Here is a 23,266-nt window from a genome sequence, read left to right as displayed (position 1 = left end):
CAATACTATGGTAACCTTAAAAGAACTTGCAAAATTATTAAATGTTTCTATCTCTACAGTTTCTAAAGCGTTGAGTGATAGTAATGAAATTGGCGAGACTACAAAAAACAGAGTTAATGAGCTTGCAAGAGAGCTTAATTACAAACCTAACAGAATTGCACAACAACTTAAGTCTAGTAAGACAATGGTTGTAGGTGTCGTTGTGCCAAGTCTAATGAATCCTTTTTTTGCAGAAGTTGTACATGGTATAGAAACTACTTTAGATAATCATAATTACGATATGACCGTATGTATATCTAATGAGAGTTTAGAAAAAGAACAACGAAGTTTTGATTTATTATCTACAGGAAGTGTAGATGGTTTTATTGTTGCAGTAGCAAGAGAAACACAAACTAAGCATAGTATTAACCATTTTAATAGAGTTGGTAAAAATACGCCTATCATAATGTTTGATAGAGTTATTAATGACGTAGAATGCACTAAGGTTGTTGTAGACGATTTTCAATCAGTTTATGATGCTACTAAATATTTAATCCAAGAAGAGCACCGAAAAAAAATCCTTCTAATAAGTAATATTGAAGAGTTGAGTGTGGGTAAGTACCGTATCAATGGCTACAATAAAGCGATCGAGGAATCTGGCTTAAGTCCAAATATTTTAAAACTAGGAAGAGAAAAAAATCCCAGAACATTTATTTATAATTACCTAAATAAAAATCCTGAAATAGATGCTATTCTTTCCATAGATCACATTACAGGTATTATGGCTTTAAATAAGTCTAAATTAGTTGGTAAACGTATCCCTGAGGATATCTCTGTTATTGGTTTTGGCTATGAAGATGCTAAGTATGTTTCTAGTCCAAAGATATCAGTAATAGATCAAAAAGCCTTTGAGATAGGCCAAAATTCAGCTGAGTTACTATTAAACCATTTAGGATCTGTATATAAGATACCTCATAAAACTATAATGGTAAAAAGTGAGCTAATCTTTAATGATACAACACAAAAAAAGGCCTAGATTATTTCTAGACCTTTTAAGCTATAAAATTAGATAATATTAATTACCTGTTTTTAGTTTATCCACAGCGTCGCTTTCTACTTTTTTTGCATCATCAACAGCATCATCAACAGCATAATTGGCTGCATCTTTAACACCTTCTATAGTATCTTTTGCATCTTCTACAGACTCAGAAGCTTTATTCTTAACTTCTTCAAGTTTTGCTTTTGCAGCATCTACAGTTGCTTGAGCTTTTTCTTTAGCTTCACCAGTAGCGTTTGCAAGTGCCTCTTCTGCAGCCTTTAATTCATTTTGAGCGTCAGCCATCATAGTACTAACTGCATCTTTAGCATTATCTGCAGTTTCGTTTGCAGCATCTTTAAGGTCTTTGGCAGCTTCATCAATTGCAACACCAGTTTTTTCGGCAGCTTCTTCCATCTTGTCTGCTGCTTTTTCAGCTTCAGCTTTTGTTTCCTTACAAGAAGTAAATGCTAATGCTACCATTGCGCAAAGCGATAAAGTTTTTACGATTTTTTTCATCTTAATTTTAGTTTTATTTGGTTGATTTTTTAAAATTACTAAAAAATGTTTTAGCAATACGTTATATACGTATATAATCCATAATTTGGATGACTGCTCCAATATTTCTCTTAATGTATGATGAGTTTATTTCACCTTGGACTTTTTGTTTGGAGTAGTTATTCAAAAGTTCTGTAAGCACATTATTAAATTCATTTTCATTTTTAACAACTGTAACACCTTTAAGTTTTACAAGTGCTTCTGCTTCTGGAAAATTATTATAGTTTTTGCCAATAACAATTGGTATTCCAAAAACTGCTGGCTCTAAAATGTTATGTAATCCTGTATGTCCAGCACCACCACCAACATAAGCAATATCTGCATAACTGTAAACACGACCTAGGTAACCTATAGTGTCTAATATAAATACATCATAATCAGATAGATTTTTTTCATCTATTTCAGAGAAGCAAATCGTTTTAACTTTCAACTGTTTTTTTATTGAATTTATATAGCTGGGTTTGATATTGTGAGGTGCAATTATATATTTTATACCATTAGTATTGTTTGAATTTATAAACGGTATAAAAAGTTCATCGTCTGCAGGCCAAGAGCTTCCAAAAACAATAGTGGTTTTATCTCCAGTAAAATTTTCGACAAATAAAACTTTATTATCTACATTTAGCTGTTGATTCACGCGGTCAAAACGTGTATCACCAGAAACTGTTACTGAATCATAGCCAATACTTTTTATTAGGTTTTTAGAGTCTTTATCTTGAGTAAAAATATGATTAAAAGAAAGTAATGCTTTTCGCATAAGATTACCATACCATTTAAAATACACTTGTTTAGGCCTAAAAGTAGCTGATATTAATAATGATTGTATTTTTCTTTTTTTTGCTTCTAAAATAATATTTGGCCAAATTTCATATTTCACAAAAAGAATCAATTCGGGACGAACAATATCTAAAAAACGCTTTGCATTTGTTGGAGTATCCAAAGGTAAATAAACAACCACGTCTGCGGCAGGTGTATCTTTTTTAACTTGATAACCAGATGGTGAAAAAAATGAAACTATAATTTTATAATTTTTATACTCTTTCTTTAAGCCTTGTAGTAAAGGTAAACCCTGTTCAAATTCCCCGAGAGACGCACAATGCATCCAAATAATTTTGTCTGTAGTTGAGATTTTATTTTTTAGTATATCAAATGTTTTAGCTCTCCCAATAACACCAAGTTTTATTTTAGAGCTAAATAATGATATAACCTTTAGGACTAGACCAGTTAAATAAATTCCTATTGTGTAAAGTAACCTCAAGACATTTGATTTATGCTAAAATACATTTCTTTGAATGAATTACATTGACGAGCCATAACAATTTTGTACTTTCGCTAGTAGTCAAAAGGCTATCTTATTTTTAATATCCAACGAGAATGAAAAAGATTCAAATGGTCGATTTACAAGGCCAATACGCAAAAATTAAAGATGTTATTAATCCATCTTTAAATGAAGTTATAGAAAGTGCTGCTTTTATAAATGGACCTAAAGTCCACCAGTTCCAAAAAAACTTAGAAGAATACCTTGACGTTAAACACGTTATTCCGTGTGCAAACGGAACTGATGCCTTACAAATTGCCATGATGGGCTTAGGTTTAGAGCAAGGTGATGAGGTTATAACAGCAGATTTTACCTTTGCAGCAACTGTAGAGGTTATTGCTCTATTAAAATTAACACCAGTTTTAGTAGATGTAGATCCAGTAACTTTTAACATTGATGTCGATGCGGTAAGAAAGGCAATAACTCCAAAAACTAAGGCCATAGTGCCTGTACATTTATTTGGATTAGCTGCAAATATGAACGAGATTATGGATTTAGCTAAAGAACATAACCTTTATGTCATAGAGGATAATGCTCAAGGTATAGGTGGAAATTACACCCATAAAGATGGTTCTAAAACCAAAACAGGAGTCATTGGACACGTAGCTTCAACCTCATTTTTCCCATCAAAAAATTTAGGATGTTATGGCGATGGTGGTGCTATTTTTACAAATGACGATGATTTAGCCCATATCATAAGAGGTATTGTTAATCATGGTATGTACAAACGTTATCATCACGATGTTATCGGAGTAAATTCGCGATTAGATTCTATGCAAGCAGCTGTTTTGGATGCCAAATTACCTCATTTAGATTCGTATAATGATGCACGTAGAAATGCAGCTCGTAAATATAATTCAGCATTTAAAGGACACGAAAAAATTACAACGCCAAGTGGGTTAACTGAATGTGGTGGCATATGTGATACCTGTGATTGTCACGTGTTTCATCAATATACTTTAAATTTAAAAAATGTAGATCGCGATGCCCTTGTTGCACATTTAAATGAAAAAGGAATTCCATGTGGTGTATATTATCCAATACCATTGCACAAGCAAAAAGCTTATTTAGACGAACGTTATAATGAAGCCGATTTTACAGTGACAAATCAATTGGTACAATCTGTAATTTCCTTACCAATGCATACCGAGTTGGAGGATGAACAAATAGATTTTATAACCAAAACCGTGTTGGATTTTATTGATGCTTAATATTTTTATATGAAGGTTTTAGTCACTGGAGGACTTGGTTATATTGGTTCGCATACCGTTGTAGAACTTCAAAATGAAGGACATAATGTTGTAGTGATTGATAATTTGTCAAACTCTTCAAAAGACGTTCTTGATGGAATCACCAACATTACAGGAGTTAAACCAGAGTTTGAAAATATAGATTTAAGAGATAAAGATAAAGTCAAAAAATTCTTTAAACGCCATCAAGATATTGATGGCGTTATACATTTTGCAGCAAGTAAAGCTGTTGGCGAAAGTGTAGAAAAGCCATTGCATTATTATGAAAATAATATATCAACTTTGATTTATGTGCTTCAAGAGTTTCAAAAACTAAACCACCAAAACTTTATTTTTAGTTCGTCCTGCACTGTTTATGGCGAAGCTGATATACAGCCAATAACTGAGAGTTCACCTATAAAAAAAGCGCGTTCACCATATGGTAATACCAAGCAAGTAGGAGAAGAAATACTGAAGGATTCTTGCCAAATAAACACAAAATTAAATACAATCGCACTGCGTTATTTTAATCCAATAGGCGCACACAGTTCAGCACATATTGGAGAATTACCTCAGGGAATTCCTCAAAATTTAGTTCCATATATAACCCAAACTGCAATAGGACTTCGAGAGCAGTTATCTGTCTTTGGTAATGACTATCCGACTAAAGATGGGACTTGTATAAGAGACTATATACATGTCGTAGACGTTGCAAAGGCACATGTTTCGGCATTAAAAAGGTTGTTTAAAAATCAGCAAGAAAATAATTTTGAAGTTTTTAATATAGGAACAGGAAAAGGAAGTTCGGTAATTGAAGTTATTAAAGCATTTGAAGATGTTTCTAAGCAAAAATTGAATTATAAAATAGTCGAAAGGCGAAAAGGAGATGTGATTTCTGCATATGCGGACACAACCAAAGTGAATAATACTTTGGGATGGAAACCACAATACTCCTTAAATGATGCCATATTAGATGCTTGGAAATGGGAACAAAAAATAAGAACTAAATAAACATAATATGAAAGGATTTTTAAAATTGTGCGTTTTACTATTTGCAATAAGTACATACGCTCAAAACACATATTTGCATTGTGGTAAATTAATAGATACGAAGTCTGGGAAAGTTTTAACGGAGAAAACCATTATCGTTTCTGGTATTAAGATTACTAGTGTAGAAGATGGTTATGTAAAGCCTGAAAATGGGACTGTGATTGATTTGAAATCTAAAACAGTTATGCCAGGATTGATTGATATGCATGTACATATAGAGTCAGAAACTAATCCTAAAAAATATTTGCAAGCGTATACATTGAATGATGCAGATGTAGCTTTTAATTCAATCCATTATGCCGAAGTTACATTAATGAATGGTTTTACAACCGTTAGAGATTTAGGCGGATCTGGAGTTAATGTATCGTTACGTAATGCAATAAATCTTGGGAAGGTAAAAGGTCCAAGAATCTTAACCGCAGAAAAAGCATTAGCAACAACTGGTGGACATGCAGATCCTACAAATGGTGCAAAGCGAAGTTTAATTGGTAATCCAGGGCCAAAAGAAGGTGTGGTTAATGGAGTTGAAGATGCAAAAAAAGCTGTAAGACAACGCTACAAAAATGGTGCTGATTTAATTAAAATTACCGCAACAGGTGGTGTTTTAAGCGTTGCAAAGAATGGACAAAATCCTCAGTTTACATTGGAGGAAATAAAAGCAATTTGCGAAACAGCTAAAGACTATGGATTTCATGTAGCTGCTCATGCACACGGAGACGAAGGTATGCAACGAGCAATTCTTGGAGGTGTAAAAACGATAGAGCATGGCACACTAATGAGTTCTGAAACGATGGAACTTATGAAAAAAAATGATGTGTATTTAGTACCTACTATTAGTGCTGGTAAATTTGTGTCTGATAAAGCAAAAATAAAAGGGTATTACCCTGAAGTCATTGTACCAAAGGCTTTAGATATTGGCCCGAAAATTCAAGGCATGTTCAGCCGCGCATATAAAGCTGGTGTTGGTATTGCATTTGGTACAGATGCCGCTGTTTTTTATCATGGTGATAATGGAAAAGAGTTTTTCTACATGGTTGAAGCTGGTATGCCAGCTATAGAAACTTTACAGAGTGCAACAACTACAAATGCAATGATATTAAAGATGGAAGATAAATTAGGGCAAATTAAAGGTGGGTTCATCGCAGATATTATAGCAGTAGATGAAGACCCAACAAAAAATATTAAAACAATGGAAAATGTTGTTTTTGTAATGAAAGAAGGTAAAGTTTATAAAAAATAATTCTAATATGAAAAAACTATTCACCTTAGTAATACTATTAGTTTTCTTAGGGACAAATGCGCAAAATAGAGACTGGATTAAAGCCTACAAATCTTATTGGGAAAATTATGACGGTGGTACTCGACTATTGGCTAATAATGAAAATTGGTTGCCAATTACTTTTGTGTTAGATTATAATGCAACAAATCTTAAAGCAGATAAGCCAAATGGGACTTTTGTTGTTGTTCCACCTAAGACGGAAGGTTACGAAGTAGTGCGATTTGATAAAATAGATAAGTCTAAAGGATGGAAATTTAAAAAAGGTAACGCAAAAACTTACTTAGGTGATTTAACTGATACTGAGTATGATGAAGATTTTGTTTATGATTTACCTTTTGAACCCAATAAATCTTTTAAGATTGGTCAAGGCTATAATGGTAATATTTCTCATCAAAACAAATTTGCAATTGATTTTGATATGCCTGTCGGTACAAAGATACTGGCTTGCAGAGATGGAATCGTTGTCCAAGTAGTTGAAAAAAATTTTAAACGTTGTAATGAATCAAAATGTGCTGAGTATAATAATCTTGTCAAAATATTACATGATGATGGTACAATAATGCAATATTTACATTTTAAGCAAAACGGTGTAAAGGTTCGTAAAGGACAAAAAATAGAAAAAGGGGATTATATTGGGCTAAGTGGTAATGTGGGTTGGAGTACCGCACCTCATTTACATATTGATTTGTATCTCACCGATAAAAACAATAAATACAAGACTTTGAGGACACAATTTAAGATTAACAAAGATGAGATTGTTGATGAACTTAAAAAAGGAGTTACATATCTAAAGGAATATTAATAATAACTATTTCCTATATAGTTAAGCATATTATTTCTCTGTAATAATATCCTTTTTCTTTTTCAAAATAAAGTTGCTAAATATTAGCATAAACATACCAGTTGTTACCGCGACATCAGCGACATTAAAAATACCTGTTTTAAATACGCCACCTAAATCGATATAGAAAAAGTCAGTAACTTTTCCAAAGGCGAAACGATCAAAAACGTTAGATAGCCCACCACCAACAATACAGCTAAATGCTATTAAACTTAACCGGTCTAATTCCTTAGTTTTTATAATGTAATAAACAACATACCCTAAAACCAAAAGTGGTAGTAGCTTTAAAAAAATAAAATGTAATGTAGGATTCATATCGCTACCCATACCTAAAAAAGCGCCTTCGTTGAATACGTTGGTCATTATAAATTTCTGTCCAATTAATTGGATTTCTTCACGAGGGCTTTCACTTATATTTGCTCTAACCAAAACTTTTGAGATTTGGTCTATAGCAACGTTGAATATAATTATAACTGTAATAAATAAATTTCTGTTCAAAACAATAAAATTTAGGCGTTAGTTTCAAATGAAGCGGAAGCTGTTTCAGCTTCACGATTAATCTTACGGACTAAGCCTTGTAACACTTTTCCAGGACCAACTTCTGTAAAGTGATTTCCGCCATCGGCAATCATTTGTTGTACAGATTGTGTCCAACGTACAGGTGCTGTTAATTGTGAAATTAAATTGGCTTTAATCTCAGTTTCATCTGTGATTGCAGATGCTGTTACATTTTGGTAAATTGGGCAATTTGGCTTGCTAAATGTTGTGTTTTCTATGGCCGCAGCTAATTCTTCACGAGCAGGCTCCATCATTGGTGAGTGAAAAGCACCACCAACAGGTAATACTAGTGCGCGTCTTGCGCCTGCATCTTTCATCGCTTCACAAGCACGATTAATAGCTTCAACTTCTCCAGAAATCACTAATTGACCTGGACAATTATAATTTGCAGCGACAACAACACCTTCTGTATCTTCACAAATTTTTTCTACAACCGAATCTTCTAAACCTAAAACGGCTGCCATTGTACTTGGTTGTAATTCGCAAGCTTTTTGCATGGCTTGAGCACGTTGTGAAACGAGTTTAAGTCCATCTTCAAAGGTTAAAGCACCTGCAGCAACAAGTGCCGAAAATTCTCCTAACGAATGCCCAGCTACCATATCTGGTATAAAACTATCACCTAAAGTTTTTGCTAAAATTACAGAGTGTAAAAAGATTGCAGGTTGGGTAACTTTTGTTTGTTTTAAGTCTTCAGCAGAACCTTCAAACATGATATCAGTAATAGAAAAACCAAGAATCTCGTTTGCTCTTTCAAACAATTCTTGTGCTAACGGAGAGTTTTCGTAAAGGTCTAATCCCATTCCTGAGAATTGAGCTCCTTGACCTGGAAATATATATGCGTTCATTGTTATTAAATTAGTCTCGCAAAAATAGGATAAATATTCTTAATTATTTAGTGCATGCAGCCTCAGCACATCGTTCGCCATCCATTGCTGCAGAAACAATTCCGCCAGCATATCCACCACCTTCGCCACAAGGAAACAAATTAGAGATTTCAGGATGTTCTAAAGTTTCATTTCTTGGAATATTTACTGGTGATGAAGTCCGTGATTCTACACCAATGATATTAGCTTCTTCGGTATAAAAACCTTTCATTTTTTCCCCAAAAGCTTTAAAGCCTTTTCTCAATGAACCACCAATTAACTTAGGGAATAATGAGTGTAAAGGTGATGAGTTTAAACCTGGTTGGTATGAAGTTTTATTTAGGTCTGCCGATAATTTACCCTCTACGAAATCAGTCAATTTTTGTGCTGGTGCAGTTTGATTTCTTCCACCTGATGTAAAAGCTAAGCGTTCTAAATTTTTCTGATATTCTAAGGCTTTTAATTCACCAAATTTTTCATATTTATACAAATCACGTTCAGCATTAATCTCTACAACTATACCCGAATTTGCGAATTTATTATTTCGTTTTGAAGGTGACATACCGTTTACAACGACTTCACCGTTTGCAGTTGCTGCAGGTACAATAAATCCACCTGGACACATACAAAAGGAATACACACCACGACCATTGACTTGCTCGACTAAACTGTATGCTGCTGCTGGAAGAATTTCGTCTCTAGCTTCGTTTGGGCAATGGTATTGAATACCGTCAATTATTTGTTGTGGATGCTCTACACGAACACCCATTGCAAATGATTTTGCTTTTAGTGCAACATTCTTTTCATTCAATAAATAAAAAATATCTCGTGCCGAGTGTCCTGTTGCTAAAATTACTTTATAAACATCTAATTCGTTACCATTTTGAAGTTGAATCGCTACTATTTTATCGTCTTTTAAAGTGAAATCTGTAACCCGTGTTTCAAAATGAACTTCGCCACCAAACTCTAAGATAGTTTCTCGAATGTTTTTTACCACTTTCGGTAATTTATTTGTGCCGATATGTGGATGTGCATCAATTAGAATTTGGTCTGTTGCACCATGGTAAACCAAACTTTCGAAAATGCGACGAACATCTCCACGCTTTAAGCTTCTCGTATATAATTTACCATCACTGTATGTTCCTGCGCCACCTTCGCCGAAGCAATAGTTGGAATCTTCATTGACAATATGGTCTTGGTTTATGGCTTTTAAATCACGTCTACGGTCGCGGACATTTTTTCCTCTTTCTAATACAATTGGTTTAAAACCTAACTCAATACAACGTAATGCTGCCCACATTCCCGCTGGACCAAAACCTATGATATGTATTGGCTTTCCGTTAGATACATCTTTATAATCAAAGGTGTAATCAGATAATTCTGGCATTGGTTCATTGATGTAAACTTCAACTTTGTAATTAAACATGATTTTTCGTTTACGAGCATCGATAGATTTTCTTAAGACTTTAATTCCATGAATCTTTGAAGTAGGAATATCTAAATCGTAAGCCGCTTTGTTAAGTAAACCATCTGGCCTTTTTTCTTGATGTAAATTTAATCGTATTTGAAATGCCTTCACCATAACACAAAGCTAATTAAAAGAAAACACCTTAGCTAAATTAATAGTTAAGGTGTTTTTATAGTTTGTATAAGTTGAAACTATTCTTCGATACTTAGTCCTTTAATATTATCCTTAAATACACGGTCTATTAAGATGTGTCTTGGGTCAATAGCGGCTTTTGCAGGAAGTGAGTCCAGCTCAATAGTCAATGTAGACTTGTCTTTATTGAATTTTAATCGTCGTTGTTCGTATAGCCTTTCTTCATCATTGTCCATAAAGAAACCAACATCTACCCAATCGTTAATTGGTACCCTTGTTTCATTTCCTAAACTATCTGACTTAATTTTATAACTTTCAATATCTAGCTTTACTTGGTATTTACCATTATCTAGCTTTTTGTAAGTCGCTTCTTTAAGTCTATTGTCATAAAGCGTGATTTCCTTAAACCAATCTTTAATTAAATAACTTAAAGAGTCTGGAATTTGTGGTTCTAGATGACGTAAAAAGTCATGCGAACTTGGGTATGGCGGCGCATTATAGCGGTACTCTTCTAAAAAGCTTTTCATAGCATTGTTAACCTTATCTTCTCCTATATAATCTTGAAGTGCATATAAAATAACGCTTCCTTTTCCATAATGAATATAAGACTGATTTTCTACCTTATAAAGCGGTAATTCTTTAAGACGTTCACCACTTCGTCCTGATAAATATCTGTCATGGTCATACTTTAAAAAATCACGCATTTTCATAGGATTTTCAGTAATACCTTTCATTGTCATAGTTGCAGAATACTGAGAAAAACTCTCACTAAGCATAGTGCCACCTTGCATTTCGGCACCGATAAGTTGATGCGCCCACCATTGATGCCCCATTTCATGAGCGATAACAAAGTCAATAACATTGTTTTCTGTTTCATCCTCGAGATTTGTTATAAAACCAAAAGATTCAGAGTAAGGCATTGTGCCAGGGAATGCCTGAGCAAAATTTGCATACCTAGGAAACTCGATAATACGTGCTTGCTTGTGATAATAAGGACCAAAATTTTTGGTGTAATATTCTAATGAACGCTGAACAGCATCTAGCATCATGTCAATATTTACAGTATGCTTTTTATCATGATAAATTTCGATATCTACACCATTCCATTTACGTTTAGCAATTTCAAAATCAGCAGATATAAACGAATAGAAATTTAACGATGGTGTGTCTATTTTATAATGAAAATACTGTCTATCATTTTCTTCCCATGTTTTTATTAATGACCCTGGAGCTATTGCGGTTTGGTCTTTTGATGTAGAAATAATGGTTTCAACATTTATAAAATCACCTTGCTCGCCAGATAAGTAATTGCCCATGTGTAATTCTGTTACACCTGGTGTTAACTCAGGAGTACGTTCTTTTTCCGGTAAGTCATATTTTTTACGCGTATTCTTATCATTGATTTCAATACCTTCATTATAACCCATTACAGGAAGAATACCACCATTATTTATAAAAGTTCCGTTTTTAATAATGTTGGTGTTTCCTCGACCATTACTAAATCCTTTGGTAACATAATTATTCTCTAGTTTAGCAATTAGCGTATCTCCAGGCTGTAAAGCAGGAGTTAACTTGTAAATTGTAAAAAAATACGTACTGTCTTTAAATACAGGCTTGGCGTTAGGTATGTTAAGTGTCATGTCCCAATCTTCTTGTCCATAGATATGTATAGAATCAAGAGGCTTGTTGGTTGCATTAGTCATTTCTAACTCTGCTTTAACCAAAATGCTTCTTTCGTTAGGGAAAATATCAATAAAATACTTTGCATCTGTAATTTTTGGAGAAGCTACATCTCTGTATTTACTGTATGTTTTTTCGTAATCTACAGCAAGTTGTTCTTGTGTGTCTCCTGAGTAATACGGATTTAAAACTTGCGTATTATAATATACAAATGCAGCAACAGCAATCCATGCGACAGCTGAGCCAATAATGAGACCTCTATAACTTTTTGGGACTTCTTTTCGGGCTGTTTTGATTCGGTTTAAAAGTGAGCTTTTTGAGCCACGATTCCATAATGCACCAGCAATTAATAATCCTATAATGGCAAATAGACACCAGTATAGGTTAAACCAAAGTGCACCTTTGAGACCAGGTCCAAAATTATTCATGTCTGAGTATTGGGTAGATGGCGTAACAGCGATATACATCATGTTCGTGTAAATATCAAAAACACTCAAAATTATATTCAGCCCAAATAAAATAAGAACAGCTATAAAATAACCGATATACTTATTACTGGCTAATACTTGTATTAATATAGAAATAGCACCAAACACAAAAAAGAAAGGCAGATTGCTATACAAGAAATCTAATAGATAGACATCCAATTCTATACCTGTGTAACCATTGAGTAATTGATAAAGAACTCCAATAATGATAAAAAACATGTTAAGAATGGTCGCAATACTCACAAGAGATAGGGTTTTAGCTACCATAGAGATAAATGAGGTGTGTGCAGTTGCATCTATAACTTCATTTATTTTGTAATCTCTATCACGCCAAATGAGTTCACCACTAAAAAAGATTACTATTATTATGATGAAAATATTTGTATTGTCATTTATAGAATCTACGAGTTTATAGGTTACAGGATAAGACTGTAATCCAAAATACTCGAAACCACCAGCTAAATCTGTCACCAAAATAATAACACAGAATAAGAAGAGTATTTTAAAGGTCACACTCTTAATAATACTCAGGAAATTAGTATAGAAAAAGCTTTTGAATTGTTGCCAGTTTGTAGCACGATTGAAAGATGGATTTAACTTAGGTAATGCGAAAATAGTTTCAACTTTTGAAGCCTTAGTTTTTTCTTTTTTGACTTTTTTATTTTTTTGTTTAAATGAAAAACTAAAATAAGATAACGCTAAAATGATTAAGCCAACACTAATCCATATCAAACGATTATAAAGTAATAAACCTGAAAATCCTGGAATTATAGTGTTCTTTTCAATAGGCGTAAAGTACTTTGTTTCGATTTGATAGGTGTTGACTGCAAACATATCTGTTAAAGCGGCAACAGTTTCATTATCCACATCAGAAGAGAATGAGCCTGCTACAATATAAGCCACAATAATTACGAGTCCACCAACAAAAGAAATTATAGTACTCTTCCATTTGTTAGCCATAGCAAATATGACAGTTCCTGCTAAAAACATATTTGGTAATATGAATAGCAAGTAATTATTTACAAAAGCCGATAAGTAAAAAGGACCAAAACGATTTGGGTCTACCCATTCATTGGCGAGATTAAGCCAATAGCCAAGTATAAGTCCAATAAAAGCACCTACGATGGGAAGTGTAGATATAAAAAGTGCGCCAAAAAAGCGACCAAAAAAGTAGCCTGGTTTGCTTAAAGGTGTTGTAAATAAAATTTCGTTAAACTCGTTGTTGTGGTCTCTTAAAGCTGCATTATTAAAAAATGCAGCAGCCATTAATAACGAAAAAATGCACCATATGGTAACGTGAATAGTTAAGGTGTATGGGGAATTTATATTAACATTTCCAATGGCACCACCAATTTGAACGTTGTCACTAACAGTAGCTCCAAACTCTAATAAACCTATAATAAACATAAAAATATACACCATAGGTTGTTTCAGTGTATACTTTAATTCTGAAAGAAAAAATGTCTTAAACATAATAAATAAGATTAGTGAAGATTAAACAAGTACGTTTGCTGTATTTATTTTTGAAAAGAAAACATCCTCCAGATTTGGAGATACTTGTTCAAAACCATTTTGCGGATGGTCTTCACTAAATACATGTATTAATGGTTGTCCACCAACCATTTTGTTTGAGATAATCTTATAATCCGAAGCATAAGTTTTTAGCTCATCTCTACCTACTATTTTTTGATATACTTTACCGTTAAGTGCTTCGGTAGCATCTTTTGGAGAACCGTGATATACAATTTCGCCAAAGTTCATGATTGCCATTTTGGTACAAAGTTCATGTACATCTTCAACAATATGTGTAGACAAAATTACAATGACTTCTTTACCAACATCAGCTAAGAGATTATAAAAACGGTTACGTTCTCCCGGATCTAAACCTGCTGTTGGTTCATCTACAATAATTAGTTTTGGATTTCCAATGAGTGCCTGAGCAATGCCAACACGTTGTTTCATACCACCAGAAAATCCTTTTACAGACTTGTTTCGTTTATCATAAAGATTCACTTTGTCCAGTAGATATCTCACCAGTAATTTTCGTTCTTTAGGATTGGTAATACCTTTTAATACTGCTATATGATTAAGCAATTGCTCAGCAGTAATACGAGGATACACACCAAACTCTTGTGGTAAATATCCGAGGACTTTACGTAATTCGGCAGGTTGTTTTAGGATGTCTATATCGTCTAAAGTAGCTGTGCCAGAATCTGCTTCTTGCAATGTTGCTAGCGTACGCATTAGTGATGATTTTCCTGCGCCATTTGGTCCTAAAAGACCAAACATTCCATTTTCTAATTCTAAAGATACATTGTCTAAAGCTTTAACACCGTTAGCGTAAGTTTTAGATAAATTGGAAATTTTTAATGTGCTCATTGGTTAGGTTTTTTTGATTGATAGTTATAATTAAGACGACAGTTTCTAATATCCGTTACAATATATCAGAAATTTGATTCGAAATAGAAAAAAGGGTCTATACCAATAAAGACGAAAATAGACAACCAATGGTTGCCTAGATTATCAAATTATCTCTTTACGTAAGTGATAAAAGAAAACGCATGGGCATGCTTTTCGTCTGCATCATGAGTGATTCTACTTTTTTCTTCCCATAAATTAGAATCTATTTCAGGAAAAAAGGTGTCTGCATCATCAAAAGTAGCATGTACTCTAGTAATCTCTAATTTGTCTGCTAAAGGCATAGCTTGTTTGTAGATTTCACCTCCACCAATAACAAAAGGATTTTTGTCTGAACGAGCGGCATCTAAAGCATCGGCCAATGAGTTAACGATTATAACACCATCGGTCGCTTGATATTTTTCTTGCCTTGTGATTACAATATGAATTCGATTTGGTAAAGGTTTTGGAAAACTTTCAAACGTTTTACGTCCCATGATAATATGATGTCCGTTTGTTAATTGCTTAAAGCGTTTAAGGTCATCACTCAAATGCCAGATAAGGTCATTGTCCTTACCGATAGCATTGTTTTCTCCTGCCGCTACAATTATAGTTAACTCAGAATTCTTATTTTTTTTAGAAGTAACAATTGGTGTTTTTATCTCCTTTATGACTTTAGCTTTTGTTACACCTGTATCTTTTGTAGAAAGTCTTTCTTCAAGTTTATTAATGCGTTGTTGCTGCTTTGCAACAAGTTTATCAAGTTGCTGTTTTTCCCAGTCTTTACCCATGAATTTGTTTGTGATAAACACATTAACGAAATGATAGATAAATAGAAATAACCAAGCCAAAATAGCATAAACAAACCAATTAATTCCTGCAATTGTAAAATCTTCGCCGATACCCAAAAAGGTGTTAGCAATAATCAGAAAAACAGCACCGATTAAGAATATGACAAAATGAATGTACAAACGCTTTTTTTGTTTAATACGTTTTTGAGCATTTTCAATAAGCTCTAATTGGTCTTTGTCTATAGATGAGGTTTGTTTTTTCTTGCCGAACATAGGAAATAAAAATATCTAGTGTAAAGATATTGAAAATTAATTATTGATCTAGAAAGAAACTTTAAATCGTATTGGCAGTGAATAGGGAACTGTAACTGGTTTATTTCCCTGATATCCAGGTTCAATTTTAGGTAAACCTTTTACTAATCTAATTACCTCTTTTTCTAAAGCTTTTCTTGAAGCTTTGGCTTTTATATCAAATACTTTTCCTGTTTCGTCTATTTTAAAAAATACAAATATTGTAACATCAGCACCTGATATGAGTCCAGATTTCTTGACAGCTTCTTTTGAATTAAATCCTGATAGTATGTATTGTGCAATTTTTAGTGACATACAATCCTTTAATTTTTTATTACTCCATTTCGGTTTACAACCTTTGTAAACAGGAACTTTTTCTGGCATAAAAAAATCGTCTTTTTTAGCTTTAGTGTTATTCCACGTCTCAAATGAATTATTTGAGTATCTGTAGTAAAATGTGTTTCTGAAATATTGTCCTTTTGGTTCACCTTTATTATTTAGTTTTGGATAAACCTCGGGAATCGATTTTAAAATTTCCTCGAAATCAGAATCTGCATTTATTAAAGAGGAATATAAAACAGAATTTTTTCTTTTTAATTTACCTTCTTTATCAAAATTTAGTACTGTAGAAATTATTAATTCATCTTCTTTGTCTAATTGAATTGAAGAAGTATCTAGATGATTAAGTTTTGATAAAATTAATTGATGGATTTTAAAATATGAACAAGCTAATGCATTATCCTTGGAGTCGCAATCTTTAAATAGTGGAATCTCGTTGTTTTGAGCGTTTCCGATTGAAGAAATTAAAAAAATAATACAATAGTTAAAAAGTTCTTCATGACCTATACTGCAACTACTCCTTTGATATGTGGATGAGGATTATAATCTACTAATGTGAAATCTTCGAAATCAAATTCAAAAATATCTTTAATTTCTGGATTCAAAATCATTTTTGGTAAAGGTCTTATGTCTCTTGACAGTTGTAATTCTAACTGCTCCATATGGTTATTATAAATATGTGCATCACCAAAAGTATGAATAAAGTCTCCTGGCTGATAACCACAAACCTGAGCCATCATCATTGTGAATAGTGCGTATGATGCAATATTAAAAGGTACACCTAAAAATATGTCTGCACTACGTTGATATAATTGACAAGATAATTTTCCTTCAGCGACATAAAACTGAAAAAATGCATGACATGGCGGAAGCGCAGCTTTACCATTAGCGACATTTTCTGAAAAAGATTTTGAAGTGTCTGGCATTACTGATGGATTCCAAGCAGATACCATCATGCGACGACTATTTGGACTAGTTTTTAAAGTCTTAATTACATCTCTAATTTGGTCTATTTCGTCATCATTCCAGTTGCGCCATTGGTGTCCATAAACAGGACCTAAGTCACCGTTTTCGTCAGCCCAATCGTTCCAAATACGAACGCCATTTTCAGTCAAATAATTAATGTTTGTATCACCTTTTAAAAACCAAAGCAATTCGTAGATAATAGATTTAAGATGTAACTTTTTTGTAGTTACCATTGGAAAACCTTCACTTAAATCAAAACGCATTTGGTATCCAAAAACACTTTTTGTTCCTGTTCCTGTTCTATCTCCTTTTTGGTTACCTTCGGCTAAAACGTGTTTTACTAGGTCGTGGTATTGCTTCATATTCATTTTCCGTGATTACGGAAATCTTTTTAAATTCAACTAAAATCTTGTGGTGAGATACTGAAACGAGTTCAGTATGACGCTAAAGCTAAAATAAAAAAAAGCCTTAAACGATAAAGTTTAAGACTTTTAATGATATAAAAAGTTATTAACTAAACTAGCCAATAATCATTCCAGCTATTGTAGCAGAAATTAATGATGCAATTGTACCTCCAATTAAGGCCTTAATCCCAAATTTGGATAATTGTTTACGCTGTCCTGGTGCTAGTGAACCTATACCACCAATTTGTATGCCTATAGACGCAAAGTTTGCAAAACCACAAAGCATGTAAGTTGCCATGATTACAGATTTTTGATATTTTAAATGCGTCGCACTAGTCACATCTTTTAAATCAGCTAATTGTATATAGCCTACAAATTCGCTAGCTGCTAATTTAATTCCTAGAAGTTGTCCCATTAATGCCATATCTTCCTGAGCAATGCCTATTAACCACATTAGAGGTGCGAAGGTGTAACCCAAAATTAATTCTAATGATAGGCTTTGGTACGGTGTATTAGCAACTACCCATTCGTTTATTGATGTAATTTCTCCAATACCACCTAATATTCCGTTTATCATTGCTATAAAAGCTACAAATACCAATAGCATAGCGCCGACGTTAACTGCTAGCCTAAGACCTTCAGTAGTTCCGTTGGCGATAGATTCTAAAATATTAGAGCCAATTTTCTCTTGGGAAACAGAAACATCTGTATTAATTTCTTCAACTTGTGGAAATAATATTTTTGAAATTACAATTGCTCCTGGAGCAGCCATAACAGATGCGGCTAATAAATGCTTAGCGTAAAATAATTGTAACTCTGGATCATCGCCGCCTAAAAATCCAATGTAAGCCGCTAAAACAGCGCCAGCTACTGTAGCCATTCCACCAATCATTACAAGTAGAATCTCTGACTTATTCATTTTTTCTAAATAAGCCTTAATAAGTAATGGTGCTTCGGTTTGTCCTAAGAAAATATTACCTGCAACACTTAGACTTTCTGCGCCAGAAATACCTAATACTTTTGTTAATAGCCATCCCATTCCCTTAACTACTTTTTGAATAATTCCAAGATAAAATAGTACTGAAGTTAATGCAGAAAAGAATATTATTGTTGGTAGTACTTGAAAAGCAAATATGTATCCAAAAGAATCAATATTAAGCATATCTCCAAATAGGAATTGACTACCAGCCTGAGTAAATTTTAGGATTTCTATAAATCCTTTTCCTATGAATTCAAAGGCAGTTTTTACAAATTCTACTTTTAAAACACCAACTGCAATAACTAGTTGAAATGCCAAGCCGATACCAATGGTTTTCCAATTAATAGCTTTACGATTGCTACTAAATAAAAAGGCAATAAACAGTAGAGTCACCATTCCTAAAATACCTCTCCAAAGACTATTTAATGAAAAACCTTGACTTGGAACTATTTCGTCTTGTGGGTTGATACTATTATTAATTTCAAGTTTCTCAGGAATATTTTCTAGGTTGAAAGTCTTAAGACTGTTTCCGAAAACTAATGTAGAATCTGTAAGTTCTGTGATTTTGTAACGTTCAACAGTATTTATTGAATCGTTATGATATAAAACTAATAAGTTGTTTTGACGAATGTAATCACCAGATAAATCATTGTGATTGAAGCTTCCATCATTTAATTTAAAAGTTTCTCCAGTATTTAGTTGCCACTCTTTTTCTAGCTCTTGAGCACTAATATTCAGTCCAAAAAAAATAGCTGCAACAGCTAATAAAAAATGTTTCATTTTGATGGTGGAATTAACGTTTAGAAATTTCGTCTCTTATTTTTGCTGCAACTTCATAATCTTCGTCATTTACAGCTTCGTCTAAGAGTTTATGTAATTCTTCTAACGATTTGTCTTTATAAATATCTTCATCTCCAAAGGCAGTGGTTTCAATTTCTTCAGCAATAAGCTCGTCCATTAAAATACTATCTTCATCTTGTTCTTCTTTATTAGGATTTACTTTTAAATAAATTCCGGCTTTGTCTAGTATGTTTTTGTAAGTAAAAATTGGAGCCTGAAAACGTAACGCTAATGCAATAGCATCACTTGTTCGTGCATCTATTATTTCTTCAATATTATCACGTTCGCAAATTAAACTCGAATAAAAAACACCATCAACAAGTTTATGAATAATAACTTGCTTAACTATTATTTGAAAGCGGTCTGAGAAATTTTTGAATAAATCGTGAGTCAATGGTCGAGGAGGACGAATCTCTTTTTCTAAAGCAATAGCAATAGACTGTGCTTCAAAAGCGCCTATAACTATAGGTAGTTTTCGGTCACCATCAACCTCATTTAATATTAAAGCATAAGCGCCATTTTGGGTTTGGCTATACGATATGCCCTTTATGTTTAAACGTACTAAACTCATAATTTACTCGATAACCGAGGTTTAAATATTTCGAAATTACATCCGAATGCTTTCGTCTTTTAACACCTAAAAATATGACTTTTTTGCAAAGTGTTATTGAACGCAAAGAACCGTTTAAATTTTGACTTTAGCAACTGCCAATCAAATCTAAACGGTTCTTTACACTATAATTTCAAAAAATTATTAAGCGTTTTGTGCTTTGAAAGCTTTTAGTTTTTCTGTCAATACAGGAACTACTTCAAACGCATCGCCAACAATACCATAATCTGCAGCCTTAAAGAAAGGTGCTTCCGGGTCTGTATTTATGACAACTTTTACTTTTGAAGCACTAATACCAGCTAAATGTTGGATAGCTCCTGAAATACCAATCGCAATGTATAGATTGGTCGCCACAGGCTTACCAGTTTGACCAACGTGCTCACCATGTGAACGCCATCCTAAATCAGATACTGGCTTAGAACATGCAGTTGCTGCACCTAAAACTTCAGCAAGGTCTTCGACTAATCCCCAATTTTCTGGGCCTTTTAATCCACGACCACCAGATATCACTACATCTGCATCTGCGATAGTTACTTTTCCAACGGCTTTATCAACAGATTCTACTGAAACTTCTGAATCTGCAACTGCTGGTGAGAATTCTTCTACTGAAGCAGAACCCCCAGATTCTACTAAACCAAATGAGTTGTTTGACAGACCTATTAATTTTACATCTGTACTAATTTCTGTGTTAGCAAAAGCTTTGTTTGTAAAAGCTGTACGCTTTACAGTAAAAGGAGCTAAGCTTGATGGCTTTTCTACCACGTTAGATACATAACCTGCTTCTAAACTTACCGATAAAAGAGGAGCTAAATACTTGCTATCTGCACTTGAGCTTACGATGGCTACTTTTGCGCCTTCTTGTTTCGCCGCTTCGGCAATAACCGATGCATACTTTTTTGCATTAAATGTGCTTAGAGCATCATTTTTAACATTCAATACTTTAGATGCACCAAAGTTTCCTAAAGCATCAGCATCATCTGCATTAATAGTAACCGCCGTTACGCTAGTTCCCATCTCATCTGCTATAGCTTTTGCGTAAGACACACACTCTAATGCTGCTTTTTTTAATTTTCCGTTTTCTGATTCTGTATATACTAAAACTGACATATTTTTCTTTTTTAAATGGTTATAAACTTTTTGGGTTAACGGTTAGATTACCTTTGCTTCGTTGTGAAGTAAGTTTATTAATTCATCTATATTATCTGCATCTACCAATTTCACAGCACCTTTTGGCGCAGGCTTTTCAAAGCTAGTTGCTGAAGTTTCAGCATTTGCTCCAATTGGCTCAACAACATTTAGTGGTTTTTTACGAGCCATCATAATACCTCTCATGTTAGGTATACGTAAATCGCTTTCTTCAACTAATCCTTTTTGACCACCAATGACTAAAGGAAGTGATGTATTTACAGTTTCTTTTCCACCGTCAATTTCACGAGATGCTTTTGCGTTAGTGCCATCTACATCTAAAGAAATACAGTTGGCAACAAAATTTGCACCAGTTAATCCTGCTAACATTCCAGGAACCATTCCGCCATTATAATCAATAGATTCACGACCAGCGATGACTAAATTATAACCACCATCGGTGACTACTTTTGCCAATTCTTTAGCAACAGCAAAACCATCTTTTGCTTCTGTGTTTACACGGATTGCGCTATCTGCACCAATCGCTAAAGCTTTACGTAAAGTTGGTTCCGTTTCTGGGCCACCAACATTCACTACATCTACAGATGCGCCTTGCTTTTCTTTAAACCACATGGCACGAGTTAGGCCAAATTCATCATTAGGGTTAATAACATATTGTACACCATTTGTATCAAACTTAGTATCACCATCGGTGAAGTTAATTTTTGATGTTGTATCTGGTACATGACTAATACATACTAAAATCTTCATAAGTCTTCTTTTTCTTTTTAAAATAATATAATTTTTTACGATAACGTTATCGTAAATTTTATTAAAACACTTTGTTTTATAGGGTTTTAAGTATAAAAACGCCCTACTAATTAAGTGGTTACGAAGATAAATACTTTTTTTTGAATATTTACTATGCGTGCATAATAAATTTTAAAGAAATTTCAGATTAAAAGTTTTTCATTTATTGCTATTTTTGTTTTCCAATTAAAAAAGAATAATGAAGACGATTCAATTTAGAGAGGCTATATGCGAAGCCATGAGCGAAGAAATGCGCCGTGATGAGAGTATTTACCTAATGGGTGAAGAGGTAGCTGAATATAATGGTGCTTATAAAGCTTCTAAAGGAATGCTAGATGAGTTTGGCGCAAAGCGTGTTATAGACACACCAATTGCCGAGCTTGGTTTTGCTGGGGTTGCTATTGGTTCTACAATGACTGGAAACAGACCAATCGTAGAATATATGACATTTAACTTCTCTTTAGTAGGTATAGACCAAATTATAAATAATGCGGCTAAGATTAGACAAATGTCAGGCGGACAGTTTAAATGCCCAATTGTATTTCGTGGCCCAACTGCATCTGCGGGTCAATTAGCTGCAACACATTCTCAAGCTTTTGAAAATTGGTTTGCCAACACTCCAGGTCTAAAGGTTGTAGTGCCTTCTAATCCGTATGATGCAAAAGGTTTATTAAAATCTGCTATCAGAGATGACGATCCAGTTATTTTTATGGAAAGCGAGCAAATGTATGGTGATAAAGGAGAGGTGCCAGAAGGAGAATATACGATACCTTTAGGTGTTGCAGAATTGAAGCGTGAAGGTACGGATGTTACAATCGTCTCTTTTGGAAAAATCATAAAAGAAGCTTACAAAGCAGCTGATGAACTAGAAAAAGAAGGTATCTCTTGTGAGATAATAGATTTACGTACCGTTCGTCCTTTAGATAGAAAAGCGATTTTGGAGTCTGTTAAGAAAACTAACCGTTTAGTTGTTCTTGAAGAGGCATGGCCATTTGGAAACGTTTCTACAGAAATTACATATTTAGTTCAGTCGGAAGCATTTGATTATTTAGATGCACCAATTGTAAAGATAAATACAGCAGATACACCTGCACCTTATTCACCTGTTCTTTTAGCAGAATGGTTACCAAACCATGAATCTGTAATTAAAGCAGTGAAAAAAGTAATGTACAAGTAAATAATTCGCAGATTTCTGCGTTAATTAAACTTCATCTACTATTGAATATGCATTTTAG

At 33.6% G+C, this 23,266-nt stretch carries 20 protein-coding genes; 6 read left to right on the top strand and 14 right to left on the bottom strand.

Annotated elements, in window-relative coordinates; genetic code table 11:
* Window positions 1-7 precede the first annotated feature (7 nt).
* Window positions 8-1,015 carry a LacI family DNA-binding transcriptional regulator gene (locus BTO05_RS06965; protein ID WP_087491965.1) on the top strand — a complete coding sequence of 336 codons (1,008 nt, stop codon included), beginning with the start codon at window positions 8-10 and terminating at the stop codon, window positions 1,013-1,015.
* Between the two features lie 39 nt (window positions 1,016-1,054).
* Here the strand turns inward: BTO05_RS06965 and BTO05_RS14115 are convergent, their stop codons facing one another.
* Window positions 1,055-1,534, bottom strand: a complete 480-nt coding sequence (locus BTO05_RS14115; protein ID WP_198295208.1) for a hypothetical protein — start codon at window positions 1,532-1,534, stop codon at window positions 1,055-1,057.
* Between the two features lie 61 nt (window positions 1,535-1,595).
* Complete coding sequence (locus BTO05_RS06955) at window positions 1,596-2,831, bottom strand: 3-deoxy-D-manno-octulosonic acid transferase (protein WP_087491964.1); 1,236 nt, start codon at window positions 2,829-2,831, stop codon at window positions 1,596-1,598.
* A 116-nt stretch (window positions 2,832-2,947) separates the two neighbouring features.
* Here BTO05_RS06955 and BTO05_RS06950 point away from each other — a divergent pair, with 116 nt between their 5' ends.
* The 4 genes from BTO05_RS06950 to BTO05_RS06935 are packed head-to-tail and all read left to right on the top strand — an operon-like array spanning window position 2,948 to window position 7,251.
* Window positions 2,948-4,102 (top strand): DegT/DnrJ/EryC1/StrS family aminotransferase, encoded by a 1,155-nt coding sequence (locus BTO05_RS06950; protein WP_087491963.1) that lies wholly within the window; start codon window positions 2,948-2,950, stop codon window positions 4,100-4,102.
* A gap of 9 nt (window positions 4,103-4,111) precedes the next feature.
* Entirely contained in the window at window positions 4,112-5,131 is a 1,020-nt protein-coding gene (gene galE / locus BTO05_RS06945; RefSeq protein WP_087491962.1) for a UDP-glucose 4-epimerase GalE, read from the top strand.
* A 7-nt stretch (window positions 5,132-5,138) separates the two neighbouring features.
* Entirely contained in the window at window positions 5,139-6,410 is a 1,272-nt protein-coding gene (locus BTO05_RS06940; protein WP_087491961.1) for a metal-dependent hydrolase family protein, read from the top strand.
* Window positions 6,411-6,417: 7 nt separating this feature from the next.
* A complete protein-coding gene (locus BTO05_RS06935) occupies window positions 6,418-7,251 on the top strand; it encodes a M23 family metallopeptidase (protein ID WP_087491960.1) in 834 nt (277 codons plus the stop codon).
* A gap of 30 nt (window positions 7,252-7,281) precedes the next feature.
* On the opposite strand, the gene lspA is transcribed toward BTO05_RS06935, so the two are convergent.
* From lspA to BTO05_RS06875, 12 genes are all read right to left on the bottom strand, one after another.
* Complete coding sequence (gene lspA, locus BTO05_RS06930) at window positions 7,282-7,788, bottom strand: signal peptidase II (RefSeq protein WP_317041886.1); 507 nt, start codon at window positions 7,786-7,788, stop codon at window positions 7,282-7,284.
* A gap of 11 nt (window positions 7,789-7,799) precedes the next feature.
* Complete coding sequence (gene fabD / locus BTO05_RS06925) at window positions 7,800-8,693, bottom strand: ACP S-malonyltransferase (protein WP_087491958.1); 894 nt, start codon at window positions 8,691-8,693, stop codon at window positions 7,800-7,802.
* A 43-nt stretch (window positions 8,694-8,736) separates the two neighbouring features.
* On the bottom strand, window positions 8,737-10,293 hold the full coding sequence (locus BTO05_RS06920; RefSeq protein WP_087491957.1) for an NAD(P)/FAD-dependent oxidoreductase: 1,557 nt from the start codon (window positions 10,291-10,293) through the stop codon (window positions 8,737-8,739).
* A gap of 77 nt (window positions 10,294-10,370) precedes the next feature.
* Window positions 10,371-13,952, bottom strand: coding sequence for an ABC transporter permease/M1 family aminopeptidase (locus tag BTO05_RS06915; protein WP_087491956.1), 3,582 nt, complete (start codon window positions 13,950-13,952; stop codon window positions 10,371-10,373).
* Window positions 13,953-13,973: 21 nt separating this feature from the next.
* Window positions 13,974-14,858 (bottom strand): ABC transporter ATP-binding protein, encoded by an 885-nt coding sequence (locus tag BTO05_RS06910; protein WP_087491955.1) that lies wholly within the window; start codon window positions 14,856-14,858, stop codon window positions 13,974-13,976.
* A 149-nt stretch (window positions 14,859-15,007) separates the two neighbouring features.
* Window positions 15,008-15,940, bottom strand: coding sequence for a dihydrofolate reductase (locus BTO05_RS06905; RefSeq protein ID WP_087491954.1), 933 nt, complete (start codon window positions 15,938-15,940; stop codon window positions 15,008-15,010).
* Between the two features lie 48 nt (window positions 15,941-15,988).
* Window positions 15,989-16,342 carry an energy transducer TonB gene (locus BTO05_RS06900; RefSeq protein WP_087491953.1) on the bottom strand — a complete coding sequence of 118 codons (354 nt, stop codon included), beginning with the start codon at window positions 16,340-16,342 and terminating at the stop codon, window positions 15,989-15,991.
* 458 nt (window positions 16,343-16,800) lie between these two features.
* Window positions 16,801-17,625 carry a thymidylate synthase gene (locus BTO05_RS06895; protein WP_087493305.1) on the bottom strand — a complete coding sequence of 275 codons (825 nt, stop codon included), beginning with the start codon at window positions 17,623-17,625 and terminating at the stop codon, window positions 16,801-16,803.
* A 157-nt stretch (window positions 17,626-17,782) separates the two neighbouring features.
* On the bottom strand, window positions 17,783-19,426 hold the full coding sequence (locus BTO05_RS06890; RefSeq protein ID WP_087491952.1) for a NupC/NupG family nucleoside CNT transporter: 1,644 nt from the start codon (window positions 19,424-19,426) through the stop codon (window positions 17,783-17,785).
* A gap of 13 nt (window positions 19,427-19,439) precedes the next feature.
* Window positions 19,440-20,057, bottom strand: a complete 618-nt coding sequence (locus BTO05_RS06885; protein ID WP_087491951.1) for a bifunctional nuclease family protein — start codon at window positions 20,055-20,057, stop codon at window positions 19,440-19,442.
* A gap of 183 nt (window positions 20,058-20,240) precedes the next feature.
* Entirely contained in the window at window positions 20,241-21,203 is a 963-nt protein-coding gene (locus BTO05_RS06880) for an electron transfer flavoprotein subunit alpha/FixB family protein (RefSeq protein WP_087491950.1), read from the bottom strand.
* A gap of 42 nt (window positions 21,204-21,245) precedes the next feature.
* Complete coding sequence (locus BTO05_RS06875) at window positions 21,246-21,992, bottom strand: electron transfer flavoprotein subunit beta/FixA family protein (RefSeq protein ID WP_087491949.1); 747 nt, start codon at window positions 21,990-21,992, stop codon at window positions 21,246-21,248.
* Window positions 21,993-22,230: 238 nt separating this feature from the next.
* Here BTO05_RS06875 and BTO05_RS06870 point away from each other — a divergent pair, with 238 nt between their 5' ends.
* Window positions 22,231-23,208 carry a pyruvate dehydrogenase complex E1 component subunit beta gene (locus BTO05_RS06870; protein WP_087491948.1) on the top strand — a complete coding sequence of 326 codons (978 nt, stop codon included), beginning with the start codon at window positions 22,231-22,233 and terminating at the stop codon, window positions 23,206-23,208.
* Window positions 23,209-23,266 lie beyond the last annotated feature (58 nt).

This window comes from Winogradskyella sp. PC-19, assembly GCF_002163855.1.
Taxonomy (GTDB): Bacteria; Bacteroidota; Bacteroidia; order Flavobacteriales; family Flavobacteriaceae; genus Winogradskyella.
Note: the sequence above shows the minus strand (reverse complement) of the source record. Positions and strands in the feature narration are given on the sequence as shown.